Below are 24,134 nucleotides of genomic sequence, written 5' to 3' on the forward strand. Positions count from 1 at the left end.
AAGTCTAGGCTCTGTACGAAATGTATCTGCACTCGCCCATACTGCGTTGAAACGGGGCTCGGAATGCTCATGTACTCCAGTACAGTCGGGCGCGACCCCGGCCGTTCCTCCCCCCGTTTCGCCTTGTCTGGCCTTCGCGCAGACACATTTCCGCTCGCAAAAACCGACCAGGCTCACTACCCTTGGCCAACACACGACGGACAGGGATAGCGAGAGTGTCATGCCCCATCACCAACAGCTCCACCAGGCGGGCTATGCCCTGCTCCGCCAGGCGCTGCCGAACCAATGGCTGGACGAGCTGCGTCGGGTGTTCGAGGCCGGGGTGAAACCCTCGGAACACTGGCCGGTACCGCGTGCCGGGGACTGGGTCCATGCGCAACTGGACGGCGCAGCAGCGGTTCAGGCTGTTTGCCGCTTGCCGCACGTGCTGGCAGCGGTTGGCGCGTTGATCGGCGAACGGTTCTTCCTCTACCAGGTCGAGGGGCGCGCCCCCGTTGCCGGGGGTGGCCATCAGCGCCTGCACCGTGACCTGTCGGCGCAGCGCCCGGGCGACACGGTGGGGGTGATGGTCTACCTGGACGACTACGGCCCGGACAACGGTGCCACCCGTATCGTCCCCGGCAGCCATCGCCCCGCCCCGGACGCGCCACCTTTCGACTTCAACGACGAATCACGCAGTGTTCAACTTGCCGGACGAGCGGGCGACGCCCTGGTGTTCGATGTCGACCTGGTACATGCCGGCAGCCTGAACGCCAGCGGTGCACCGCGCCGCGCGCTGCTGATCGGTTATGCCGCCGACCCGCTGTATGATACGTTTCAGCAAACCGCGCATCTGCGTGGCGTCCAAATGGACACGCACGAACGCTTCGAACCCTCGGACTACCCGTTCACGGCACCATGACCTGGCGCTTGGCGTTCTTCTTGACGATAGCCTTCATTCGCGCCGCCGCGCGCTGCACGGTCGCCATCTTTTCCGGGCGCTTCATGCCGCGCCATTTGCGGATCTCGTCCCGGGTCCGGCCACAGCTGACGCACAGCTCGCTGTTGAGCTGACAAAGTGAAACGCACGGATTGTCGATGTCTTTGGCCATGGGGCACTCCGCTGACGGGCGCGTATCATACCGGCTTCGGCCTGCGAGGTGCAGGCCAGGGCCTGTGCAGGTGATCCAGCCACCGCGCGTGCATGCGCCTTCGCCTGCCTGAACGCTATACAATACCGCGCCACTGCCTGAACGGAATCAAGCCATGCCCGCTACCCTGAAACGCCCTACCCCTGCGCCACTGCTCGCGCCAGGGGAAACCGTCTTGCTGTTCGACGGCGTATGCAAGCTGTGCAACGGCTGGGCGAAATTCGTGATCCGCCATGATCGCCATCAACGCATACGCCTCGCCACGGTGCAGTCAGCGCAAGGCCAGGCACTGCTCGCCTGGGCGGGCCTGCCAATAGAAGCGTTCGACACCATGGCGGTGATTCGTGGCCGGCACTGCTGGGTGCGCTCCGAGGCGTTCTTCGAAGTCGCCCGGCAACTGCCCGGCGCCTGGCCACTGCTACGGGTACTGCGCATCTGCCCGAAGGGGCTACGGGACTGGCTGTACGACCGTGTGGCACTCAACCGCTATCGGTTGTTCGGCAAGCACGACCAATGCCTACTGCCGAGCCCCGACCACCACCGGCGCTTTCTCGAGGGCCAGCCATGAACCGCTTGCGCCAGGTGCACTGGCTGGCGCGCGCCAGCCTGGCGTTCATCTTCGCCTACCATGGGCTAGTGCCCAAGCTGCTGTTCCTCAGCCCCGGTGAGCAGCTGCTGTTACAGGCGCACGGACTCGGGCATGCAGCCTGGCTGTCACAAGTTGCCGGCGTAGCTGAACTGGTGCTCGCCGCACTGCTGCTGCTGCCGAGCCTCGCCTGGCCGTTGCTGGTCGCCGCGTGCGTGCTGCTTGGGCTGCTGGTGGATGTGGCGGTGATGCAGCCGTCGATGCTGGTGGACGCCTTCAACCCGGTCTCGCTGAACGTGGCGGGCATGGCACTGTGCGCCGTGGCGTGGACCTCAAGGCAGGGCCATACCGCTGACGGCTGAACGAAGCGCCCTGCGCAGCAGTCGGAACTGGAGGCCCTCAGCAAGGAAATCGCCCCATGGCCGTACTGCTCGCCGCCTTCATCACCCTGTTCATGCTGCTCGCAGGCGCGATGGCACAGGCGTCGGAAGGCTTGCGTATCGTAAGCCTGAAGCGTTGCGGTGAGCTGCTCGACAGCCAGCGCCAGGAGTGGTGCCTGACCGTCCGCGGGCTGAGCGCCCAGCCGCCGACACTGAAATTCGGCAACAAGACGATCCCCTCCAGCGCGGTGGCGCGCGAAGGTGATCGGCTACGCCTGCGGCTGGACAGCAGCGAGCGGCAAAGCGGCCCGCTCTGGCTTGAATATGGCACGCGCACCAGCAATGCCGTATGGCTGACTCTGCGTAACAGTCACGTACTGGCCGCAGGGCCAGAAGAAGTGGCCAGGAACATGGACGGTCTGACCACGTATGTGAACCTGGTGAGCCTGCTGATCGAGGAACGTCATGATGGTCGCCAGGAGGCCGAACGCCTGGCCGGCAAATACGGGGCCAGCGTCGTCGGCAGCATCGCGCCGCTGAACGTCTATCAGCTACGCCTGCCGGCGCACAACCTGGAACAGCGCGATGCCCTCGTGCTGCGCCTGGGCAGCGAGGCCAGCGTGGATGCTGTGGTGATCGAAGAATCGGCGCCGGAACAGGCCGAACAGGAGCCCCCCCACACACCAGTCCAGGACTCGGACGAATGGACGGCGAACCGTTTCCTCGACGCCGTCGATTTCTATCGGCGACGCCTGCCCGCGCAGCAAGCTGCCGTTGAGCCCCGGCCAGTGCGCATCGGCCTGATCGAGCGCGATGTCGACTTCGACAGCCCGGACTTTGTCAATTATCTCGGTGCCTGCGCCCTTCCCCGCACATGCCTGTATGCCCGCGATGCCGAGCAACCCGACACGCATGGCACCACGGTGGCCGGCATACTTGCCGCCGGCTGGAGCAATGGCGGCAACACCGGTTTCCTGCGCGGCCTGGAACCGGCCAGCGGCGGCTTCGAGATCATCGTCGAGCGTAATTCCGATGCCGGTATCACCGCCAATATCGCGGCCTCGGTCAACCTCGTCGAGGACGGCGTGCGCGTGCTCAACTGGAGCTGGGGCATCCACCGTGTCGGCACCCGAAATGCCGAAGGTGACGAAGTCGACTCCTTGTTGCGCTCATCCCTTGCCATGGGCGGCTATGAGGAATTGCTGGAAGGGTTCTTCCTCTGGCTGCGCAAGTCGCACCCCGATGTCCTGGTGGTGAACTCCGCAGGCAATGGCTCGACCTTTGCCGGCACCGACGAATACCGCCTGCCCTCCTCGTTCATCACTGAGCAGTTGCTGGTGGTCGGCGGCCACCAGCGCGCCGAGGGTGACGAGCGTGCCGTGGACGACCCCGCCTTTGCCGTCAAGCGCAGCAGCTCGAACATGGACATGCGTGTAGACATCACCGCAGCCGCCTGCGCGCATGCTTCGACCCGCGAAGCAGGCCAGCCCGGCGCGGTGCATTGCGGCACCTCCTATGCCACGCCCCTGGTCGCGGGGCTGGTGGCGGCGATGCTGTCGATCAACCCGCGCCTGCAGCCCGAACAGGTGCGCATGCTGTTGCGCCGCAGTGCCATGAGCATCGGTGACCAGCACGACTTCGAACGGGTGGATGCCGAGGACCTCACCGCGCCGATTCTGCCATCGGAGCGCAATTATCAGCTCGGTGACAAGGATGTCGGACGGTCAGCGCGGCTGGACATGCGAAAAGCCCTCGACCTCGCGCTGCAAAGCCGTGAGCGGGTGCGCTGACCGGGTTTCGATGGCCAGGTGCACAGCCATGATCGGGACAGCGCTGGCTCAAGAAGTAGTGCCATCTAGTGATGGCCAATATCACGGAGCCGCACCTTTCCCTGGCAACATTTGGACGCAAAATGTTGACGCATATCTGCGCCCGCATCGCTAGAATGGCCGCCTGGCGTGTGCTGCGTGCGCCCGGGAGCCTTCCCGAATACGGAGAACATTCATTTGTTTTCCGTGAGATCCGTCCATGTTGCACGCATGCCCCCATTCCCCATGGCCCTTCCTGCCCCGTGTCTTCACGGCGTGGGTTGCTGCGCCGCATTCCCCATCCTTCTTCTCGCCCTTCGCCGCAGTGGCCCGTGCAGTCCGGAGCCAGCGTCTCGCCGTGCCCGTTGCCCGCCGCGCCACTGCCATTGCGAGGGTGATGCCATGAACGAGGACCGCTACATGACTGCACCCCTTCCAACCCTCAAGCCGCGCTCGATGCTGCGTCACCTGCTGGCCACCGAAGCGGCCGGCGGCGTATTGCTGATGTTCACCGCCGCGCTGGCCATCGTCATCGCCAACAGCCCCTGGGCCAGTGCCTACCAGCACCTGCTGCACCTGCCCGTCGGCCCGGTACTGACCGACAAGCTCGGCCCGATGACCGTGCACATGTGGATCAACGATGGTCTGATGGCAATCTTCTTCCTGCTGGTCGGCCTGGAAATCAAGCGCGAGCTGGTCGACGGTCGCCTGGCCAGCTGGGAGCAGCGCCGCCTGCCGGCACTGCCGGCACTGATGGGCATGGCCGTGCCGGCGCTCATCTACCTGGCGGTGGCTGGCGGTGAACCCGGGCTGTCCAACGGCTGGGCGATCCCTGCCGCCACCGACATCGCCTTTGCCGTCGGCGCCCTGGCCTTGCTCGGGCGACATGCGCCGCTGTCGCTGAAGGTGATGCTGGTATCGGTGGCGATCATCGACGACATGGGCGCGGTGGCGATCATCGCGGTGTTCTACACCTCGTCGCTGAATCTGCTGGCGCTGGCCAGTGCCGCCGGCATCATCGCCATCCTGCTGGCCTGCAACCGCCTGCGCGTGGTCAGCCTGTGGCCCTACCTGATCGGCGTGGCCGCGCTGTGGTACGTGACCCTGCTGTCGGGCGTGCACGCCACCATCGCCGGCGTGGTCGGCGCCCTGCTGATCCCCTACAGCACAGGCAGCAGCGAGGCCCGTGAGGCCAGTCCGTTGCTCAGGCTGGAGCATGGCCTGGCGCCATGGGTCGGCTTCCTCATCGTGCCGGCCTTCGGCTTTGCCAACGCGGGCGTCTCGTTCGGCGACCTGGGCCTTGACGATATCTTTGCCCCGCTGCCGCTGGCCATTGCCCTGGGCCTGCTGCTGGGCAAGCAGCTCGGCGTGTTCGGTGGCGTGCTGCTGGCGGTCAAGACCGGCCTGGCCAGCAAACCCCAAGGGGCCAGCTGGCTGCAGATCTACGGCGTGGCGATGCTCTGCGGTATCGGCTTCACCATGAGCCTGTTCATCGGTGAACTCGCCTTCCCGGGCCAGGCCGAGAAGATCGATGCAGCCAAGATCGGCATCTTGTTGGGCTCGCTGCTGTCGGCAGTCATTGCCTGCCTGATCCTGCGATTTGCACCCAAGCAGGCGGATTGAAGTAGCCCAGGGACCCGCGCCTGCTCGACAGCTCAGTGGCTGTCGAGCAGGCGCAGAAAGGTGTCACGGACCTTCACATTGTCACTGTGACCGACATTGAAACGCATGAACGCCCGGGCATCGGCCTGGGCGCTCAGCAAGGTGCCAGGTGACAGCACCAGACCATGTTGCAAGCCGCTCATGGCAATGGCCTCGCCATCGACCCCGGCGGGTAGCCGGGTCCACAGGAACAACCCCTCCCCTTGGCACGACGCCACCTCGCATCCCGCCTCGCGCAACCATCCAGCCACCCGCCCACTGGCCTCATGCAGCCGGTCGACGACCCTGCGTGTATGCCGCTCATAACTCCCTTCGATCAGCAGGCGATGAATCACCTGCTCGGTCAGCTCGGACGTCACGCCGCCACACTTCATCTTGAGCAGCGTCAGCTGCCCCGCCAGTTCGGCGCCCACGGCCAGGTAGCTGACGCGGCAATTGGCGGTGAGGGTCTTCGAGTAGCCGCAGACATAGCTGACATGGTCCAGCCCACCCACCGCTGCCAGCCGGGGCGTGCGTTTATGCTGGATATCGCAGTACAGATCATCCTCGATGACGTGCACGCCATAACGTTGGCACAGCTCCAGCAGGCGGTGAACCTGCGCTGCCGAAAAGGAATGTCCAGTTGGATTGTGCAAGGCACTGTTGGTCAGATAGACCCGCGGACGATGGGCAATCAGCAACTGCTCGAAAGCCACGAAATCGATGCCTTCCACCGATCGCGCCACGCAAACCGGGCGGGCGCCGTGGTAATGCAGGTTGGCGCGAAAGTTGAAATAGCACGGGTCGTCGACCAGGACGCTGTCCCCCCTGCGCAGGATCAGGCGCAACAGCATGTCCACGCCTTGCATGGTATTGGCGGTGGKGACGATCTGTTCGACCGGGACATCGATACCCAAGGKGCCGAGCTTGAGGCGCAGCCATTGACGCAGCGGCAGGTAGCCTGCCGCCGAGCCATACTCTCCCATGCGCAACTCGCTGGCCCGCAGGCACCCGCGCATGGCCTTGAGCAGGGTATCCACGGGCATCCATGAGGGCGGCAGGAAGCCGCAGCCGGGGCGCAACATGCCGTTGTCCATCAGCAGAGCGTGACGGAGCACACTCACCGGGTCCTGGGGCAGCAGATTGCGTACAGCCTCCGTACCCATGACCTGGGCATCGCGTGCCACATAGTGGCCAGCGCCCTGGCGCGATACCACCAGCCCGGTGGCGCGCAGTCGGTCCAGGGCTTCCACCACCGTGGACTTGCTCACCCCCAACAGCTCGGTCAACTCGCGGATGGGCGGCAACCGCACCCCAGGGGCCAAAGCCCCACTCCCGATGGCTTCGGTAAAACCTTGGGCAATCTGCTGCACCAGCGGTTGTCCCGGCTGGCGTTCGATCGCGGCGATCACGGCGCGCTGTCGCTGCATTGTACTGGTCGTCCCGGCAGTAAAGTTCAGAGGTTTCCATCCGAAGTTGCCCTGCCCCTGCGGCCAGCGCCTTTCTACTATGCATCGGCATCCGGCTTGCGCCTAGCGCATACCACCCCGAGGCCATGAAGAGACCGAGAAGCGCCCTATGTCCCGTGAAGCACAGTTTGCCGCGATACTTGATCAGCTGGGTTACTCCTTCGAAGCAGGGTTGAAACTCGGTGGCGACTACGCCGCCACCATGCGTCATGAGGGCGTTGTGTACGTCAGCGGGCAGATCCCGCGTATTGACGAAGAGGTGATCCACCCCGGCCGGGTGGGGAGCGAAGTCAGCCTGAAGGATGCACGCACCGCGGCCATGGTCAGCGCCCTGCGCTGCCTGGCATTGGTGCGTGAACAGGTTGGCTCGCTGGATAACATCCGCGCCATCCTGCGCATGACCGTGTTCGTGCAGTCGGCCGAAGCGTTCACCCGGCAAAGCGAGGTGGCCAACGGTGCTTCGCAGGTCTTGTACAGTGTGTTTGGCGAAGCCGGCGCTCATACACGAACATCGGTCGGCGTGCTCAGGCTGCCGAAGAATGCCCCCGTGGAAATCGACCTGATCGCTGCGGTGACCTGATATCCCCAGGCATGGCGCGCTACCGCGCGCCTCAGCCGCGCACCACCGATACCCCGCCATCCACCACCATCGCCGACCCGGTCATGAAGCTCGACGCATCCGAGGCCAGGAAAAGTGCCGCCTCGGCGATTTCCTCCGGCCTGGCCAGGCGTTTGAGGGCGTGCAACCCTTCGACATGGGCCTGGGCCTCGGGGCTGCTCATCACACTGCGGCCCATCGGCGTGTCGGTACCGCCCGGCAGCAACGCATTGGCGCGTATACCCCGGGCGCCCTGCTCCGCCGCGATGACCTGGACCAGGCCGACCAGGCCCGCCTTGCTGGCCGCGTAAGCAGCCATGCCCGGCATGCCCACCGCGTAGCCGACGAAGGTCGAGGTGAAGATCAGCGAGCCACCGCCACGGGCCAGCAGCGCCGGGATCTGCGCCTGGGCACAGAGGAAAGCGCTGGTCAGGTTGGTGTGCAAGGTATGTTGCCAGGCGTCCAATGACAATTCGGGGACGGCGGCCAGTTCACCCAGGGTGCCGGCATTGTTGAAGGCGATGTCCAGGCCACCAAAACGCGACACCGCCGTGTGCACCAGTTCCCTGGCCAGCGCCGCGTCAGTGATGTCACCAGCCACCGTAACGACCCGGCCGTGTCCGGCTCCCGTGATGTCCGCCGCCAACTGCTCGAGCTCGGCCTCGCGCCGGGCTGTGAGCACCAGATTGGCGCCGTGCCGGGCGAACAGTTTCGCCGCCGCACGGCCGATGCCGGAGCTGGCACCGGTGATGATTGCCACTTTGCCTGCCAGTTGCATGATGAGTACCTCGTCCTGAAGGTGATTTGCAGGGTGCGTGGGTACTATCGGTGGCGCTAGCGTAGGGAAGCTCTCCGTTTCTTGTGCACTATCAATCTATGTTCATATGGCCTGCGGTGCGTCAACGACGGGTTGCTGCAGCAAGGTGCGCGGCAGCTTGAAGCCTTTGAACGGCTGCTGGGTGATCGGGTTGAAGGCTTTCTCCGAACTCAACCGATAACGCATCACGCCGTCACCGGTCTTGAAGCTCAGATCCACTGCGGTAGCGCTGCGGCCATTCAGGGCGCCACGGCTGAGCAGGCGGAACATCGACCATGGCCCCCGGTATTCCAGGCTGCTGCTGTTGCCATTGAGCCTGAGCAGGGTGAGGTTGCTGCGTACCTGCTGGCCGAGTGTGTTGGGCCAGATCACACCGGTGATCTGGTTGGGGCCGTGGGTATAGGAGACCAGTTGGCCATCGAGGTCCAGCAGGCTGGTGCGCTGATTGGCGCTGAGACCCAGGGGCTCGATGCTGAACTGCACGCCGAGGTTGCCGCGCTGGTCGAAGAAAGTTTCGCGGATGCGGTCTGCCGCCGCCAGTTGCTCGATAACCTCGCTTCGAACGAGAGAGCCGCCATGGCTATCGGCGTACAAAGCGTCGAGGTTGTCCTTGAGAAACACGTTCAGATACCGCTCCTGAAATACCTGGAGACGCCCCTTGGGGCCGAAGAAACTCTCGAAATCATCGAGGGAGGCGTCAGGCCCTCGAACGGTGAAGGGATAACGCGCTGCCAGCCGCTGCTGGAAGAAGCTGTAGACATCGGCATCCCAACGCCGCTCAAGCTCACGCAGCGCCTCGACGACCAATACCTGCGCAGTCTGGTCGGCAACTTTCCTGAGCTGCTGGCTGATCGGCTCGGGCAAACCCGTGGCGACCCGCTGCAAGGCGGCAATCGGATCCGGTCCGGTCATGGAGAAGCGTTGCAGCACCGCCTGCAGGGCTGCGTTGCCTCGGTCCGGGCTGCCCTGTACCCCCCTGGCATGATCGTGCACGGCAGCAATGACGCTCAGGGTCTCATCGTAATAGCTGGGATTTTCCCCTCTGGTCTGCAGCAGGTCGCTCAAGCTGGAGAATGCCCGCCGTATACCTGCCAATTGCTGATCGGCTTCCACCCCTAGCACTTCCAAGACTGCGGTTCTGTCTTGAGCGGCCGGCATCGCCGTGTTTTCGCGCACACTCTCCAGCAATCGACGCAATGGCTCGGCCGGGCCCGTCAGTTGCGCCAGTACCGATACTCCGTGGTCCAAGTCGCGAAAATCGGTAATCTCGAGATCGTTCAGGGCTCGCCGCCAGCTATCGATATAGTCTGCGTTGTACAGGTTGCCGATACGCTCCTGGAGTACCTCGCGATCAGCCGCCGAGTAGTCCAGTTGACGGCGTTCACCCAGCGCCCACTGGTCGACCATTGCCAACTCGGTGATCTGGTCACTGCGCGGCAGGTAGTACTCATTGAAGCCCTTGGCCGTCAACAGCGGAGCCATGAACAGATCAGCGTATCCCTGGGCATCGCGGGACGTGGCCTGGAAAATGGCATCGAACGCGGGCCCAACCTCATGGCGCAGGTCCAGACCAGTGTGCAGTTGTTCTTGCGCCTGCTGCCTGAGGCTGGCATATACCCGCTGCGCCAGAGGTACCTCGCGCAGGCTTTGTTGCACCGCGCCGACACGCTGGCGGAACTGCGGCAGCTCGGTATCTGCATAAGCCAGCGCATAGCGCAGATGACGCATGAGCGCGCCTTGCAGTTGCCCCTGACCAGGAAATGCCGCTTGCCAATGCCGCGCCATCCACTGTTCGACCCATTCAGGCCGGCGGTTGTGCCGGTCCTCGATCATCCGATACACCCTGAGTGCGGCCATCTGTTGCTCGCTACCTGCGGGCGCGGCATTCATGGCGTCGACCACACCGCTGGCAATGGCTGGCAGGAAGCGCCTGGCCAACAGGCCCAGGTAAGCGTCATCGACAAGGGGCCCTACCGCCCGGCCCTGATAGAGCCCCAGGTCCGCCACCACCGGCCAGGCCGTACGGTAGTCGCCGAACACGGTCACCGCATCACGAATCTGATCCAGCGGCGCAAGCAGATTGCGCCCCGTAGGATCCAGCCGCTGATCCACCTCATGGCTGCTGAACGCCCGGCTCTTGCCCAGCACGCTCAACGCTTTGACACTGTTGGCGTCGAAGTAGCGGTGCCAGGCGCTGCCCAGCACAACCAGCGCCAGCCCCCCGACGGCAGAACCGACCCACAGCAAGCGTCGCTTGTCACGGGCGACCCTCACGTTGTCACCGGCCAAGCCTGCCTCCGGATAGACCACATGCTGAAACAGGCGCTGGGTGAAAAATACCTGCTGCTTACCTTGGGGCTTGCCTTCCCTGGGCGGAGAATCGGCCTTGAAGGGATGGGCCACAGTGTGCAGGAAGGCGTTGTACACCTGCCCCCGTTGCAGCATCGAGGACAGGTACAGGCCACGTACCAACGCCGGGGTGGTGAAGCGGTCACTTGCCAGCACTTCCCTCAGGAAAGCCAGCAGAACCGGACGCAGCCCACGCAACTGGCCCAGCAAAGACACAAGCCGTTCACGTAGGTCAGCCTTGCCCTGCCCGCCCATGTCGTCGAGCACCTGTGCCTGCGTACGCCCAACCAGCCAGTCGTACTGCTCGGCAAGCTCTTCCAGCCAGGCATCGAACGCGCTTACGGCAGCCAGCTTGAACGTGAAACCGAATACACGTTCACGCTCCCCCTCGGTAAGGCGAGCGAACAGCTGTTCAAATCCATCGAGCAAGTCGAACTTGCTCAGCACCACATAAACAGGCAGCCGCGCGCCCAACCGGCTGCTCACCTCATGCAGGCGAGCGCGCAGCACCTGGGCCAATGCCTGACGCTGCGCGGGCTCTGCCTGCTGCAAGGCGGCTAAATCAACCACCAGGACGATGCCATTGAGCGCATTGCGACTACGCTTTTGCGCCAGCCAGTCAAGCAGGTGCGTCCACAACCTAGCCTGGGTGCCGGCCGGCGACACAGGCCTTGCCTTGTTCACCGTCTCCGGCAGGTCGCCCGGCCCGGCCTGACGGGTCATGAGTGCGCCCGGCGGATCGATGATCACCGCATCGTCACTGATCCACCAGTCCACGGGATAGGCCAGCGCTTCTTCCTGGCGCCCCTGCGCCTGGGCCTTGTTGATCCTGGTTAGCGAGAAGCGCTGGATGGACTGGCCCATGAGGCTGCTCTTGCCCGCGCCCTCGTCGCCCAGCAGCAGATACCAGGGTAGCCGGTACAACGCCCCGTGCCCGCCGGCATTTTCCAGGTAACTGGCCAACGTAGCATCAAGCGCACGCGTTTGCGCCAATACATACGGCAATATCGGGTCGGCGGCAGCCTCGGCATTCTGCTGGCGCTCAGCCTGCAGCCGACGATAGCGCGAGCGCAGCACAAACAGCCAGGCCAGCAGCGGCAGCAGCACCAGCAACAAAGTGGCAATGCTGCGCTGAGCCTGGCTTGCCAGGGGTTGCTGCCCGCGCCAGGTCCATTGCGGGCCCAGCCACCAGATCATCAGCAGCAGCAACACCAAGCCGGCCCCAAGCAACAGCGGCATGGCCAGGTTGATCCGGGAAAGCTGTGGCAGGCCCCAGCGTTTGAAAAGCGCCCAGAGTTTACTCATCGAGGTTCAAGACTCCTTGTTCTGATCGATCAATCCTGACGCCATGGCGTATTGCTGCAGCTGCTGGTAGATCTCTGGCTCCCAGGCCTCGGCGGTCATGCAGCGCATGGTTCGGGCAACGCTTGCGCACAAGTCCTGGGCCAGCCACGACACGCCCCGGGAGGCCAGCAGGTCAGCGGCAATCACCGTGCTGTGGCAACGTTCCCGCGGCGACCGGTAGTCCGCTTGCAACCCCTGCAGCCTCAACAACACGGCCTCCACGCCCTCGACCTCCAGTTGGCTGGCCAACTCCTCGCGCAGGCCGAGCAACACCTGGGAAGCCGAATCCCCCGACAGTGTTGCCTGGCTGCCCCTGAGCCAGGCCAGGCACTGGTCATCGATAAAGGCCGTGCCATCGCTGAAGCACAGTTGTTCGAGCGCGGGCAGGCGCCGCACGAACCGTGCACTGGCACTACGGACCGCCTCGGCCACTTCGTTCATGGCCAGCCGCGTGGCGATGCTTGCCGCCAGGTAGCTGCCGCGGATCCAGTAGGGGGCGGCCGCGACACTTCGCTCGACCCTCAGCAGCAAGGCCGCGTCGATCGCCGAGGCACACAACGCATCCTCGTACCCAGCGACGATATCGGCCGGCACCGCCATCAGCTCGGTGCGATGCCCCTGGCCAGTGGAGGGTGCCGCCTGGATATGTGACCACAGGCCAAAGCGCCGCAACTTGTAGCCCGTCGGGTCGTAGACATCCTGCTGATTGATGAACTCGGCCATACCCAGCACGGCCCGCCGCGTCTCACGTTCATTACCCAGGGAAATGCTGGTACTGGCAGGGCGAAACACATCGGCCAGTGGTGCAACCGGCGCTGCGGCTGGGCGGGCTTGATCAATGCTGGGCTGCGTGGCGCCAATTGCCTGATCGGCATGCTTGAGCAGCGCCTGCTCCAGCGCCGTCAATGTGGCTTGGTCGAGTTGCGCAACCAACGCTTGCTGGCGCAGGCACGCCAAAGCCTGCTGAGCGGTCTGCTTGCAGGCCGGGGTATAGCTGAAGCGATCCAACCCGGGCAGCGCGTCTGCCAGCCGCCCCAGCAGCAGGCCGACCAGTTTGCGTTTGACCAGGTAGCCTTTCGCACCCGGCTTTGGATAGGCGCTTTCCCAATAGCGCTCGACCATGCCCGCCAGCAGGGCGAGTGTGCAGCACCAGCGCTCCCAGCAGCCCACACGCAGCCAGGCGACACCGAGGTGCCCGACAATGCGCAGGTGCTTGCACTGGCCGCTCAGGTAATGGCGGGAAGCCTCTTCGATGTAGGGCCAATCGATGGCGGCTTCATGCAAGCCGCCCAGCTTGACCATCTCCTGATCGATCGCCTGGTAGGTCTCGTCCTCGATGTCGAACAGCCCCGCCGGAGCGAGCGAATCGACTGGGGCCAGCAAGCGGGCGACCTCCTCGGCCGAAGCCTGCGTTACCAGCGACATGCTTTACGCGCCTGATCGATCAGCGGGTCGAGCCCCTGTGCATCGAAACGCAAGCCGTCGAGCGCCGGGTGGTCACTGACGACCAGGATCCGATGGGCCCCCTGGAGCACCTTGATCTGTTCAATGGCGGGCAAGCCGCGGCCGGCATCCAGCACCTGACCGTTTTCCATCACTTGCCAGGCAAGGGGGCTGGTCGCCCGGTGTTCCGTACGCAGTTGCAAGGTCACTCGATTGCCCTGGACGGGATCGCCAGTGAGCAGCTGCAACCTGGAGATGTTCTGCACACAGCTGATGGCGAGATAGGGGCGTGGTTCGGATGTCGCTATTGCCGGGGCGGAGATCACCACCTGGCGATGCCCGGTCCGCCTGTCGTCCTCGGCCCCCAGGTGAAATGCCAGGTTGTCGGATGGCCGCCGTGCTTCATTGGCCATGACCCGCGCCATGCTCGGCGCGTCCAGCTCCGGTGCCGACCATCCCCTGCGCATAGCAGGCAATCGCGCCGGCGTGCCGGCAGCCTCATCGAAACACGCCAGGCGTTCGACATTGGAAACAATCCGCGTGCAATCACGCATGGGTGCCGCCAGTACCGGCTCCAACAGTGCGAACACTGCCAGACCAAGCACGCAACTATATTGATTGAACACCAGAAATAGACCTCATGCCTTGATGCAGCTTCCAACTTCAATCGCGTAGTAAAGCGCAATGACACAATAATTGTTCAAAGCGCCTCGCCACGATTTACGCAAAGCCTAGAACAACCCATGCACAACAAACAATAAAATATTTTTTTACACTTTTAATCTCGACTTTAAATACAGCACCTCCGCATCTTCTAAGTGCAGACGGCGGCATCACACCTTTGCGACGTATAAAAATATTTCATTGTGTAGGACCGCTCTTACAAGAACATAAAAAACTTCCCACAAACAAAACAAACCAAAAACCTCAATATTGAGAATAGACTTTCACCATGACTAAAAACTCGAGCTCCGTCGCGCCAAAAGAGCGCATCAATATCAAATATGTTCCAGCCACGGGCGACCAGCAGGCAGAGGTCGAACTGCCCCACAAGATGATGGTGCTGGGTGACTTCGGCCTGGACGACGACCGAAATCTGGAAGATCGCCAGCCCATGCGCATCGACAAGCACAGCTTCAACAACGTGCTCAAGGATGCCGACGTAAACCTGAGCCTATCGGTTCCCTCCGCGCTCAGCCCTGTTGCCGACGCGGAGTTGGCGCTGGCGCTGCAGTTCAAGACGATCAACGACTTCGGCCCGGACCAGATCGCCCGCCAAGTTCCGGAACTGAACAAGCTGCTGGAGCTCCGCGAGGCGCTGGTTGCCCTGAAAGGTCCGCTGGGCAACGTCCCCGCCTTTCGCAAACGCCTGCAGCACCTGCTCGCGGACCAACAGGCGCGCAAGCAGCTCGCGCAAGAACTCGAACTGGTGCTTGAAGCCCCGCAAGCAGAATGAAACCGCATTTCTGAAATAGTCAGACACAGACAACGGAGCGTCACAGATGTCCACACCGACTAGTACGACCAGCACGGCTGATACCACGACCGAAACAATCGGCAACGCTGCTCTGCTCGACCAGATCATGGTCGAAACAATGCTGGTACCCAGCCAGGAGGGTTACCAGATTGCCAGGCAAGGCGTGGCCGCCTTCCTGTCCGAAATGCTCAAAAACGATGAACCCGAACCACTGATAAACAAGCATCGCGTCGACCAAATGATTGCCGAAGTCGATCGGCAACTTGGCAAGCAGATGGATGTCATCCTTCATCAGCCTGAGTTCCAGGCCCTGGAATCTGCATGGCGCGGGTTGAAACTTCTGGTGGACCGTACCGACTTTCGCGAAAACATAAAGCTCGAAGTCCTGCATGTCAGCAAGAGCGATTTGCTCGAAGACTTCGACAATGCCGCGGACATCACCTGCAGCGGGCTTTACAAACATGTCTACACCGCAGGTTATGGCCAGTTCGGCGGTGAACCCGTGGCAGCCATGATCGGCAACTACACCTTCGGCCCCTCCTCGCCCGATATCAAACTGTTGAGTTATGTCGCCTCCGTGGGTGCCATGTCGCACGCACCGTTCATCACCGCCCCCGCCCCCGAGTTCTTCAACCTGAGCAGCTTCGAGGACCTGCCCGACCTCAAGGAGGTCAAGGACATCTTCGAAGGGCCTCGCTTCGCCAAATGGCGCTCGTTGCGCGACAGCGAGGACGCACGCCATATCGGCCTGGTACTCCCGCGCTTCATGCTGCGCTCGGTCTATGACCGCCAAGAGCACCCCGTCAGCAGCTTCTGCTACGACGAAAACATCGATGGCCGCCACCAGCACTACCTGTGGGGCAATGCGGCCTTCCTGATGGCCAGCTGCATCAACGACAGCTTTGCCCGCTACCGCTGGTGCCCGAACATCATCGGCCCACAATCCGGTGGCGCCGTGGACGACCTGCCCGTGCACCTGTATGAAGCCCTGGGCCAGTTGCAGGCGAAGATCCCCACCGAAGTGCTGGTGTCCGATCGCAAGGAATTCGAGCTGGCCGAGGAAGGTTTCATCGCCCTGACCATGCGCAAGGACAGCGACAACGCCGCCTTCTTTTCCGCCAACTCGGTGCAGAAGCCGAAACACTTCCCCAAGACGCCTGAAGGCTTGCAGGCACAGACCAACTACAAGCTCGGCACGCAGTTGCCTTACCTGTTCATCGTCAACCGCCTGGCGCACTACATCAAGGTGCTGCAACGCGAGCAGATCGGCAGCTGGAAAGAGCGCAACGACCTCGAGGCCGAGTTGGGCCGTTGGCTCAAGCAATACATCGCCGACCAGGAAAACCCTTCCGCCGACATACGCAGCCGTCGCCCCCTGCGAGCGGCAAAAATCGAAGTACTGGATGTCGCGGGCGATCCGGGCTGGTATCAGGTCTCGCTCGCGGTGCGCCCGCACTTCAAGTACATGGGGGCAAATTTCGAGATCTCCCTGGTCGGCCGGCTCGACACCCAATGAGCAGTCTCTTCGACCGAATGGCCAGCGGTGCCCCGGCTGGCCGCCGTGAATCCAAACGGCGCAGCATCGAGCGGATCAAGCGTCACCTCGAGACGCTGCTCAACGCCCGCCAGGGTTGTTCGCAGAGCAGCCCTGACCTGGGGCTGCGCGACTTCAACGGCCACGACCTGGGCAGCAGTGATTTGCTGTACCAGGTGAGTGCGGACATCCAGCACACCATCGCCCGGTACGAGCCCCGGATCCATCTGCTCAACCTGCAAGGTATGCCCGATGCGGACAATCCGCTGGAACTGCGCTTTCGCCTGGATTGCCAGGTGCAGGTGGAAACCCATGCCGACCAGTTGCAGATCGAGCTGCTGGTAAACGGCCACAGCCGTTACACCCAGGTGAGGTAGACCATGTCGTTGAAGGACCGATTCGGCGAAGAGCTGCGCTATCTGCGTGAACTGGGTGCGGACTTCGCGCGGGACAACCCACAGCTGGCCCGTTACCTGGGCAAGGAAAGTGGCGACCCCGGGGTCGAGCGCCTGCTCGAAGGCTTCGCCTTCCTCACCGCCAAGCTGCGGCTGAAGCTCGAAGACGAGCTGCCGGAACTGACCCACGCCATGCTGCAACTGTTGTGGCCGAACTACCTGCGCCCGCTGCCCAGCGCCACGATCATCCAGTTCACCCCCTTGGACGCGTCACTCAGCCAGGCCCAGCGCGTACCCAGGGGGTCGCGTCTGTTTTCCCGCCCCGTCGAGGGTGTCCCCTGCGAGTTCCGCACCTGCACCGAGGTGACCCTCTATCCGTTCGCGCTCGGTGAGGTGGGCGCAACCCTGAACCTCGACAGCTCGGTCGTCCATGTCCACCTCGAGACACAAGTACAGCGCCCGCTGAACACCCTGGGGTGCGACCGCCTGGAGTTCCACCTCAGCGGCGAACGCAGCAACGCGCAGAACCTGTACCTGTGGCTAGCGCAGTACCTCAGGCACATCAGTGTATCGATCGATGGCAAGGTTCACCGCCTGCCGGCCAGCCATCTGACCTTCTCCGGCTTCAGCCCCGACGAAGCGTTGCTCCCCTACCCACGCAATGTGTTCGATGGCTACCGAATCCTCCAGGAATACCTGGTCTTTCCCCAGCGCTTCCACTTCTTCAGCCTGGCCGGCCTGGGCAAGGTATGGCCAGCGCACGGCAGCCCCACGATCCGCTTCGAGTTCCACTTCACTCGCCCCTTGCCGGCGTCGATGCGGGTAGGCCCTGATGACTTCAGCCTGTTCTGCACCCCCGCCGTCAACCTGTTCGAGCACGGCGCAGAGCCGATCGACCTGTCCGGCCGGTCTGGGCAACACCGCCTGTCTCCCCATGGCAATCAGCCCGAGATCTACGAGATCTTCAGTGTCGACAAGGTGATCAGCACACGGACCTCAGCCGATGGCAACCCGGGTGAACAACTGCGGGTATTCCAGCCTTTTGAATCCTTCGCCCACGAAATCGAACATGTTCACGGGCGCACCGCGCTGTATTACCGCTGCAAGGTCGAAGAGTCGCTGCGGGGTGACGGCCTGGATCACCGGATCGCATTCGTGCGGGGCGACGAGAGCCAGTTCATCGGCCACATGGAAACCGCCTCGATCGAGCTGACCTGCACCAATCGGGACCTGCCGTTGGCACTGGGCATGGGCGATATCGACGTCATCACCGAGGCGACGCCACCATTGGCCAGCTACCGCAATATCTGCCTGCCGACCCGGCCGTACCGCCCCGTGCTGGATGGGCCGCTGCAATGGACGCTGATTTCCAACCTGTCGCTCAATTACCTGTCGCTGCTATCAGCAGCACCGCTCAAGGCGGTGATCGGCGCGTACGACTTCGCCGCATTGCACGACATCCAGCAAGCCAGGAGCACGCGCAAACGCCTGGACGGCATCGGCGAGGCGCATACCGAACCGCTGGACTGGCTGATCAAGGGCCTGCCCATTCGCGGCCTGCGTACCCGCTTGCGGCTCGACCAGCACGCCTTCCTTTGCGAGGGCGACCTGTACCTGTTCGCCAGTGTGCTTTCCCAGTTCTTCGCCCTCTACGCGAGCATCAATTCCTTCCACCAACTGGAAGTGACCAACACCACCAACAACGAGCACTACACATGGCCACTGCTGACCGGCAAACAACCCCTGATCTAGCCGCAACGCTGCTCGCCGAAGCCCATCGGCACAACTTTTTCCAGTTGCTGGAGCGGTTGCATGGCCTGCATGGAGACAACCTCGAGCCGCGCTGGCCAGAAACCGCCACGCGCCAGCGCGTGCAGCTCGCCAGCGATCCGCGGCTGAGCTTTCCGGTGGCCGATGTGCTGGCTGCAGGGCAGGTCGCCGAAAATCCCCCCCGCTATCATGTGCGCACCACTTTCCTCGGGCTACATGGCAGCGACTCGCCGCTGCCCAGCTACTACCTGGACGAGCTCGCCTATGAGTACGCCCAAGGCATTGGCCCGCGCCCGGCACTCTTCGACTTCTTCAACCACTACCTGCTCAGCCTGCTGCACCGCATCTGGCGCAAGTACCGCTACTACGTGCGTTTTCAGACGAGAGCCAGCGACCAGTTCTCGCGCCATGTTTTCGCCCTGATCGGCCTCGGTGATGAGCGGTTGCGCGCCGACACCGCACTGCCCTGGAGCCGTCTGCTGAGCTTCGTCGGGGTCATCGCCAGTCGCAGCCGGGCGCCAGGCGCGGTCGCGGGAATCATCGCCCACTGCTTCGACCTGCAATCAGTGCGGGTGCGTGAGTTCGAGACACGCTCGGTGGTCACCGCCCACCGCCAGGTGGTGAGCCTGGGGCGATGCAATGGGCAACTGGGCGACAGCTTCATGGTGGGTAATCGCACGCGTACCCGCAGCAGCAAGTTCACCTTGGTGATCGGCGAGCTGGATCAGGCGCGGCTACGCAGCCTGCTACCCGGTGGCGTCGACTTCGACCGGCTGCGCGCGCTGATCGACTTCCTGTTGCGCGATGGCCTGGCCTACGACCTCGAACTGCGCCTGAAGCCCCATGAGCTGCCGTCATTTCGCCTGCACCGCGACCAGGGCGCGCACCTGGGCTGGACCAGCTTCATCGAACACCGCAGAGGGGAAGTCAGCCCTGTGGTGCGTATTCGGGGGCGCTCATGAGCGGGCTCGTCCTCAGCATCCGCAATCTCGAACGGTTGCACCACGGTGTTGTCGCCAGCCACCGGTTCAATCGTCACGGTGGCATCATCGGCAGCCTGAAGGCCGATTGGCTGCTGGTGGATCGCCAACGCCGCGTTCATCCCCTGCACTGCGAGATCCGTTGGCTGGAAGGCGGCTTCTGCGTCATCGACCATTGCGGCCAGACCCTGCTCAACGACAGCCCTCTGCCCATTGGCCAGCAGATACCCGTGCGCTTGCGCGATGGCGATTGCCTACAGGTCGGCACCTATCAACTGCTAGTGCGCTGTCAGGTAAGCCCGGACGATAAGGTGTGCACGCGCAGGGCACTGGACGAGCTGTTCACACCAGGGCGGCAAGCGCTCGATGCGCTGCTCGAAAGTCCATCCACCAGCGCCTGGCAACCCCACAGCACACCGCCTGCCCCAGTCGACATCTGCACAGTGTTTGGCCCACTCGAAGACCAGGACCTATTGGCCGCATTGAATGCGCCACATCGGCCGGTATCTGTCGAGGAGAATGGGCTGCAGCGCCTGATGACGGGGGCCACGCCATGACGGTCCTGTTCCTGAGAGCTGCGGCCCTGAGAGCAGCGGTATTGCTGCTTGCGCTCTGCTCGGCAGCCGGCTGCACGGCCCTTGGCAAGATCGGCCAGGTGGTGATGGACCCCTCCATCCCGGTGGGAGCCCTTTCGGACCAGCCAACCGAAGTCGCATTCAGCCTGCACGCCAGTCCTACCGTCAACGGCAACCCTCACAGCCTGGATACCACCGCGCCGGGCACTCTGCCGGAACCCACGCCGTACGCGGTGAGCCTGCGCGCGGGCGACCCCCATGCCCTGACCGAGAAGGTCGCCAGTCTGCTCGAGCATCTGCAGGAACAATTCCCGGCCATGTCGCCCGTGACACTGGAGGATGAGCTGTTAGCGGCCTATTCACCCATGGCGCAGTATGGCCCAGGCAGCTACGAGGCCGAGGGTGTCCAGCTCGAGCTGCCACCCCCTGCCCCGGAAGCGGCCCGCGCCATCGCCACCCCGATCGCGATCAAGATCCTGCAACTGCGTGACGACTCGCTGCTGCGCAACAGCCTGTACCCGCAGCTGGACCGCGACCCGGCCAAGGCCCTGCGCAGCACCTACATCCGCGACGACGACTACCTGCTGACACCGGGTCAGTTCAAGTTCGTGCGCTTCGAACCCATTGCCGCCGACACGCGCTTCATCGCCGTGATTGCTCACTTCAGCGACATCGACAACGCCACCTGGCGGCAGGTGATAGCCATCGCCCCACGCGGCCGCCAGGTCGTGCTCGCGGTGACCGTGGATGAAGCACAGATCCGGTTGCAGGAGGAAAGCTGATGCCCCGCCTGCACGCCAACACACTTCCCTCTGATTCGGAGCGCCCATGAGCTCACGCAACCCAGTCCTCTGGCCCGAGGGCCTGTTCGTCAAGCCTCAGCATTTCCAGCAATTGGCCAGGGCCAGCGAGGCTGCCGTCCAGCAACGCATCAGCAGCCTGCACGCGGCGTTCTACGGTTTCAGCGAACTGCAGCTGAACCAGGAATACCTGAGCCTTGGCAAGGTGGCGATCACCCGGGCACGGGGCATCCTGCCGGACGGCACGGTGTTCGACATCCCCGGCGACCTGCCGCCCCCGCCTGCCCTGGAGATTACCGACGATGGCACACAGCGCAGCGAGGTGTTCCTGTGCCTGCCGCTGCGCACCGAGGGAGGGCGCGAAGTCAACTGGCCCGACAACTGCGCCGACTATCGCTACAGCGCCCAGCCCCTGGAGATCAAGGACACCCATAGCGTCGACGGCGACCTGATACAGGTGGACCTGGCGGTGCCCAACCTGCAGCTCAAGCGCGACACCGAGGACAACAGTGCCTACGCCCGGCTGGCCCTTGCGCGGATCATCGAGCGGCGACCCGACGGCAGCCTGCTGCTGGACGACGACTTCTACCCCACCTGTGTCTCGTTGCAGGCGGCCCCCGCGCTGAAGCGCTTTCTCGATGAGATCAGCAACACGATGCGCGAGCGCGCGCGCAACCTGGCAACACGCATCGGCTCGCCGGGGCAGTCGGGGGTGGCCGATATCCGTGACTTCAACCTGCTGCAAGCGATGAACCGCTGGTGGCCATGCTTCCAGCACCTGGCCCTGCAACCCCATACCCACCCTGAGCAGCTCTACCTGAACCTGAGCCAGGCATGCGGCGAACTGCTGACCTTCACCGACAACGACCGCCTGCCGCAGGAGCCGCCGGCCTACCGGCACAATGCCTTGCGCCAATCCTTCAAGCCGCTGGAAGAAGCCCTGCGCCGCACCCTGAGCATCGTGCGGCAACCGCGGGCCATTTCCTTGCCACTGGAGCCACAGCCGTTCGGTGTGCTGACCGTGACCCTGGACGACCGCCGCCTGATCGACAAGGCCGAGTTCATCCTCGCCGTGCGTGCCGACCTGCCCCCCGAATCGTTTCGCCAGCTGTTCCTGCAGAAAGCCAAGGTCACCTCCCTCGAAGCACTGGGCGACCTGGTGCCGCTGCAACTGCCTGGCATTCCGCTGCGGCCGATGCCCGTGGCGCCGCGGGAGCTGCCGTTCCACGCCGGTTTCAGCTACTTCGAACTCGACCGGCGCAGCCCGGACTGGGCGGCGATGAAGGGCAGCAACGGCTTTGGCCTGCATGTGGCGGGGGAATTCCCGGGGCTTGAGTTGCAGTTCTGGGCGATACGGAGTGAATGAGATGAACCAGACAGCGAACAACCTTCCGCCAGAGAAGAACATACAGACCGAATTCAGCAACAGGCTTCAGGCAAAGACGCCAGCATCGGACGCTGCTAATGCGGAAGAACTCCCAGACTACGTGCCCGACCCGGACTTCCAGGTCCGCGGCGCCTTCAGCAACCAGATGATCGACGCGGTAATGCCCCTGTTCGGCCTGGTGATACGCCTGCGCAAGCAGGAAAGCCATCGGGATATCCCATTCCTGTACAACGCCGTCTACAACCAGGTCAACGCCATCCTCGAAGAGATGCGCCAGTACGACTACGAGCCCGCCCAGTTGCAGGCCCATTCCTATGCGTTGTGCCTGTACCTCGACGAGGCCGTGATGTCCACGCCCTGGGGCAAGAGCTCGCTGTGGAGCCAGAAGCCCCTGCTCAGTGTCTTCCACCATGAGACCTGGGGCGGCGAAAAGATCTTCACCGTGCTGGAGCGCTTGATGCAGGAGCCCAAGCGCTATCAGGACCCCCTGGAGTTCATCTACATGTGCCTGTGCCTGGGCCTGCGCGGCAAGTACGGCATCGACCCCAAGGGGGACGAGGCGCTGCAAGCGCTCATTCTCAAGCTGCGCGACATCATCCGCGAGTTGCGCGGCCCACTCCCGGGGCTGTTCATCGACACAATGGCCAACGTCGCCCCACGCGACTTCCGCATGCGCCGGGAGTGGCCCTGGTGGAGCCCGCTACTCGCTAGCGCGATCGCCCTGGTCGGGCTGTATGGCTATTACAGCTATCGCCTGCACCTGATCACCGCTGAGGTGATCGAGTCGCTCAACGCCATTCTGCAACAGTGACGAAACCATCGAACCAGCGGGGCCTGCGCCCCGCCGCCAAGCCCATCGACAACGATGGCCACGCCGCCTGTGGTGTGCGTGCTTACCCACCCAAGTGCAGGAGATATCTGCCATGCCAACACCCGCTTACATCAAGATCGAAGGCAAGACCCAAGGGCTGATCACCGCTGATGCCTTCACCTCCGACTCCGTCGGCAACGTGTTTGTCGAAGGCCATGAAGATGAAATCCTGGTGCAGGAGATCAAGCACAAGGTAACCGTGCCGACCGACCCGCAGAGTGGCCAGCCCACCGGGCAGCGCGTGCACAAGCCCTTCATCTTCACCAGCGCGCTGAACAAGGCGACCCCGCTGATGTACAACGCCCTGGCCTCCGGCGAAATGCTGCCCAAGGTCACGGTCAACTGGTACCGCACTTCGGTGGAAGGCAAGCAGGAGCACTTCTTCACCACCGAGCTTACCGACGCCACCATCGTCGACATCAACACCGTCATGCCGCATGCGCAGGACAAGGAAAACGCCGACTTCACGCAGTTGATCGAAGTGTCCCTGGCCTACCGCAAGATCACCTGGGACCACACTGTCGCCGGAACCGCCGGCTCCGACGACTGGCGTGCCCCCGTCGTCTGATCCGGTCGCACCACGCCGGGCAGGCCCGCCTGCCCGGCCGTCTCGAACCTCAAGAAGGCGGACAAGGACTTCCCATGCCCACGCAATCCGACCTGCATTACCGCTTCCAGCCCCTGGCCAGCAAGACCCTCTTCGAAGTCGTCTCCTTCACCCTCGACGAAGCCCTCAGCACCCCGTTCAGGCTCGTCGTCGAACTGGTCAGCTACACCGAA

General features: G+C 63.4%; 22 protein-coding genes. 16 read left to right on the top strand and 6 right to left on the bottom strand.

The genetic code is table 11. The annotated features are described in order from the left end of the window. Positions 1-220: 220 nt before the first annotated feature. Positions 221-901 (top strand): phytanoyl-CoA dioxygenase family protein, encoded by a 681-nt coding sequence (locus ABZO33_RS25035; protein WP_414538236.1) that lies wholly within the window; start codon positions 221-223, stop codon positions 899-901. On the opposite strand, the gene ABZO33_RS25040 is transcribed toward ABZO33_RS25035, so the two are convergent. Next, the gene (locus ABZO33_RS25040) at positions 888-1,091 is read right to left on the bottom strand and encodes a DUF1289 domain-containing protein (protein ID WP_414538238.1); all 204 of its coding nucleotides are present in this window, start codon (positions 1,089-1,091) and stop codon (positions 888-890) included. The two genes, ABZO33_RS25035 and ABZO33_RS25040, sit on opposite strands and share 14 nt — an antisense overlap. A gap of 154 nt (positions 1,092-1,245) precedes the next feature. On the opposite strand from ABZO33_RS25040, the gene ABZO33_RS25045 reads away from it, so the two are divergent. The 4 genes from ABZO33_RS25045 (at position 1,246) to nhaA (ending at position 5,527) form a co-directional block, all read left to right on the top strand. After that, on the top strand, positions 1,246-1,698 hold the full coding sequence (locus ABZO33_RS25045) for a thiol-disulfide oxidoreductase DCC family protein (RefSeq protein WP_414538239.1): 453 nt from the start codon (positions 1,246-1,248) through the stop codon (positions 1,696-1,698). After that, positions 1,695-2,078 (top strand): DoxX-like family protein, encoded by a 384-nt coding sequence (locus tag ABZO33_RS25050; RefSeq protein ID WP_414538240.1) that lies wholly within the window; start codon positions 1,695-1,697, stop codon positions 2,076-2,078. The genes ABZO33_RS25045 and ABZO33_RS25050 overlap by 4 nt, the downstream gene beginning before the upstream one ends. A gap of 92 nt (positions 2,079-2,170) precedes the next feature. After that, positions 2,171-3,886 (top strand): S8 family serine peptidase, encoded by a 1,716-nt coding sequence (locus ABZO33_RS25055; protein WP_414538258.1) that lies wholly within the window; start codon positions 2,171-2,173, stop codon positions 3,884-3,886. Positions 3,887-4,324: 438 nt separating this feature from the next. Next, positions 4,325-5,527: a Na+/H+ antiporter NhaA gene (nhaA, locus tag ABZO33_RS25060; RefSeq protein WP_414538241.1), complete on the top strand. Its 1,203-nt coding sequence runs from the start codon at positions 4,325-4,327 to the stop codon at positions 5,525-5,527. Positions 5,528-5,559: 32 nt separating this feature from the next. Here the strand turns inward: nhaA and ABZO33_RS25065 are convergent, their stop codons facing one another. Next, positions 5,560-6,975 (bottom strand): PLP-dependent aminotransferase family protein, encoded by a 1,416-nt coding sequence (locus ABZO33_RS25065; protein WP_414538242.1) that lies wholly within the window; start codon positions 6,973-6,975, stop codon positions 5,560-5,562. Positions 6,976-7,123: 148 nt separating this feature from the next. On the opposite strand from ABZO33_RS25065, the gene ABZO33_RS25070 reads away from it, so the two are divergent. Beyond that, a complete protein-coding gene (locus ABZO33_RS25070; protein ID WP_414538243.1) occupies positions 7,124-7,594 on the top strand; it encodes a RidA family protein in 471 nt (156 codons plus the stop codon). A gap of 31 nt (positions 7,595-7,625) precedes the next feature. Here the strand turns inward: ABZO33_RS25070 and ABZO33_RS25075 are convergent, their stop codons facing one another. From ABZO33_RS25075 to vasI, 4 genes are all read right to left on the bottom strand, one after another. Further along, complete coding sequence (locus ABZO33_RS25075; protein WP_414538244.1) at positions 7,626-8,390, bottom strand: SDR family oxidoreductase; 765 nt, start codon at positions 8,388-8,390, stop codon at positions 7,626-7,628. A 102-nt stretch (positions 8,391-8,492) separates the two neighbouring features. Further along, a complete protein-coding gene (tssM, locus tag ABZO33_RS25080) occupies positions 8,493-12,083 on the bottom strand; it encodes a type VI secretion system membrane subunit TssM (RefSeq protein WP_414538245.1) in 3,591 nt (1,196 codons plus the stop codon). A gap of 6 nt (positions 12,084-12,089) precedes the next feature. Then, positions 12,090-13,547 (bottom strand): type VI secretion system protein TssA, encoded by a 1,458-nt coding sequence (gene tssA, locus ABZO33_RS25085; protein WP_414538246.1) that lies wholly within the window; start codon positions 13,545-13,547, stop codon positions 12,090-12,092. Then, the gene (gene vasI, locus ABZO33_RS25090; RefSeq protein WP_414538247.1) at positions 13,535-14,191 is read right to left on the bottom strand and encodes a type VI secretion system-associated protein VasI; all 657 of its coding nucleotides are present in this window, start codon (positions 14,189-14,191) and stop codon (positions 13,535-13,537) included. Before vasI ends, tssA begins: the two co-directional genes overlap by 13 nt. 326 nt (positions 14,192-14,517) lie before the next feature. Here vasI and tssB point away from each other — a divergent pair, with 326 nt between their 5' ends. From tssB to ABZO33_RS25140, 10 genes are all read left to right on the top strand, one after another. Then, positions 14,518-15,021: a type VI secretion system contractile sheath small subunit gene (gene tssB / locus ABZO33_RS25095; RefSeq protein ID WP_414538248.1), complete on the top strand. Its 504-nt coding sequence runs from the start codon at positions 14,518-14,520 to the stop codon at positions 15,019-15,021. Positions 15,022-15,067: 46 nt separating this feature from the next. Further along, a complete protein-coding gene (gene tssC / locus ABZO33_RS25100; RefSeq protein WP_414538249.1) occupies positions 15,068-16,558 on the top strand; it encodes a type VI secretion system contractile sheath large subunit in 1,491 nt (496 codons plus the stop codon). Then, positions 16,555-16,953: a type VI secretion system baseplate subunit TssE gene (gene tssE / locus ABZO33_RS25105; RefSeq protein ID WP_414538250.1), complete on the top strand. Its 399-nt coding sequence runs from the start codon at positions 16,555-16,557 to the stop codon at positions 16,951-16,953. The genes tssC and tssE overlap by 4 nt, the downstream gene beginning before the upstream one ends. A 3-nt stretch (positions 16,954-16,956) precedes the next feature. After that, positions 16,957-18,723, top strand: a complete 1,767-nt coding sequence (gene tssF / locus ABZO33_RS25110) for a type VI secretion system baseplate subunit TssF (protein WP_414538251.1) — start codon at positions 16,957-16,959, stop codon at positions 18,721-18,723. Continuing rightward, the gene (tssG, locus tag ABZO33_RS25115; RefSeq protein WP_414538252.1) at positions 18,687-19,703 is read left to right on the top strand and encodes a type VI secretion system baseplate subunit TssG; all 1,017 of its coding nucleotides are present in this window, start codon (positions 18,687-18,689) and stop codon (positions 19,701-19,703) included. Before tssF ends, tssG begins: the two co-directional genes overlap by 37 nt. Beyond that, positions 19,700-20,278: an FHA domain-containing protein gene (locus ABZO33_RS25120; protein ID WP_414538253.1), complete on the top strand. Its 579-nt coding sequence runs from the start codon at positions 19,700-19,702 to the stop codon at positions 20,276-20,278. Before tssG ends, ABZO33_RS25120 begins: the two co-directional genes overlap by 4 nt. Positions 20,279-20,289: 11 nt before the next feature. Then, the gene (gene tssJ, locus ABZO33_RS25125) at positions 20,290-21,078 is read left to right on the top strand and encodes a type VI secretion system lipoprotein TssJ (protein WP_414538259.1); all 789 of its coding nucleotides are present in this window, start codon (positions 20,290-20,292) and stop codon (positions 21,076-21,078) included. Positions 21,079-21,124: 46 nt separating this feature from the next. Beyond that, positions 21,125-22,462 (top strand): type VI secretion system baseplate subunit TssK, encoded by a 1,338-nt coding sequence (gene tssK, locus ABZO33_RS25130; protein WP_414538254.1) that lies wholly within the window; start codon positions 21,125-21,127, stop codon positions 22,460-22,462. Between the two features lies 1 nt (position 22,463). Further along, a complete protein-coding gene (gene icmH, locus ABZO33_RS25135) occupies positions 22,464-23,294 on the top strand; it encodes a type IVB secretion system protein IcmH/DotU (protein WP_414538255.1) in 831 nt (276 codons plus the stop codon). A gap of 112 nt (positions 23,295-23,406) precedes the next feature. After that, complete coding sequence (locus ABZO33_RS25140) at positions 23,407-23,922, top strand: Hcp family type VI secretion system effector (protein ID WP_414538256.1); 516 nt, start codon at positions 23,407-23,409, stop codon at positions 23,920-23,922. Positions 23,923-24,134 lie beyond the last annotated feature (212 nt).

Origin of the sequence: Pseudomonas sp. CAM1A (assembly GCF_047501685.1) — a bacterium.
Classification (GTDB): Bacteria; Pseudomonadota; Gammaproteobacteria; order Pseudomonadales; family Pseudomonadaceae; genus Aquipseudomonas.

What these genes read in the sequence shown, in the direction of transcription:
- ABZO33_RS25070 (WP_414538243.1), top strand. Translation starts at nt 7,124, where the DNA reads ATGTCCCGTGAAGCACAGTTTGCCGCGATACTTGATCAGCTGGGTTAC.
- ABZO33_RS25075 (WP_414538244.1), bottom strand. Translation starts at nt 8,390, where the DNA reads ATGCAACTGGCAGGCAAAGTGGCAATCATCACCGGTGCCAGCTCCGGC.
- ABZO33_RS25050 (WP_414538240.1), top strand. Translation starts at nt 1,695, where the DNA reads ATGAACCGCTTGCGCCAGGTGCACTGGCTGGCGCGCGCCAGCCTGGCG.
- ABZO33_RS25040 (WP_414538238.1), bottom strand. Translation starts at nt 1,091, where the DNA reads ATGGCCAAAGACATCGACAATCCGTGCGTTTCACTTTGTCAGCTCAAC.
- tssC (WP_414538249.1), top strand. Translation starts at nt 15,068, where the DNA reads ATGTCCACACCGACTAGTACGACCAGCACGGCTGATACCACGACCGAA.
- ABZO33_RS25055 (WP_414538258.1), top strand. Translation starts at nt 2,171, where the DNA reads ATGCTGCTCGCAGGCGCGATGGCACAGGCGTCGGAAGGCTTGCGTATC.
- ABZO33_RS25120 (WP_414538253.1), top strand. Translation starts at nt 19,700, where the DNA reads ATGAGCGGGCTCGTCCTCAGCATCCGCAATCTCGAACGGTTGCACCAC.
- tssM (WP_414538245.1), bottom strand. Translation starts at nt 12,083, where the DNA reads ATGAGTAAACTCTGGGCGCTTTTCAAACGCTGGGGCCTGCCACAGCTT.
- tssK (WP_414538254.1), top strand. Translation starts at nt 21,125, where the DNA reads ATGAGCTCACGCAACCCAGTCCTCTGGCCCGAGGGCCTGTTCGTCAAG.
- nhaA (WP_414538241.1), top strand. Translation starts at nt 4,325, where the DNA reads ATGACTGCACCCCTTCCAACCCTCAAGCCGCGCTCGATGCTGCGTCAC.
- ABZO33_RS25035 (WP_414538236.1), top strand. Translation starts at nt 221, where the DNA reads ATGCCCCATCACCAACAGCTCCACCAGGCGGGCTATGCCCTGCTCCGC.
- tssF (WP_414538251.1), top strand. Translation starts at nt 16,957, where the DNA reads ATGTCGTTGAAGGACCGATTCGGCGAAGAGCTGCGCTATCTGCGTGAA.
- tssA (WP_414538246.1), bottom strand. Translation starts at nt 13,547, where the DNA reads ATGTCGCTGGTAACGCAGGCTTCGGCCGAGGAGGTCGCCCGCTTGCTG.
- tssE (WP_414538250.1), top strand. Translation starts at nt 16,555, where the DNA reads ATGAGCAGTCTCTTCGACCGAATGGCCAGCGGTGCCCCGGCTGGCCGC.
- ABZO33_RS25140 (WP_414538256.1), top strand. Translation starts at nt 23,407, where the DNA reads ATGCCAACACCCGCTTACATCAAGATCGAAGGCAAGACCCAAGGGCTG.
- tssB (WP_414538248.1), top strand. Translation starts at nt 14,518, where the DNA reads ATGACTAAAAACTCGAGCTCCGTCGCGCCAAAAGAGCGCATCAATATC.
- icmH (WP_414538255.1), top strand. Translation starts at nt 22,464, where the DNA reads ATGAACCAGACAGCGAACAACCTTCCGCCAGAGAAGAACATACAGACC.
- ABZO33_RS25045 (WP_414538239.1), top strand. Translation starts at nt 1,246, where the DNA reads ATGCCCGCTACCCTGAAACGCCCTACCCCTGCGCCACTGCTCGCGCCA.
- tssG (WP_414538252.1), top strand. Translation starts at nt 18,687, where the DNA reads ATGGCCACTGCTGACCGGCAAACAACCCCTGATCTAGCCGCAACGCTG.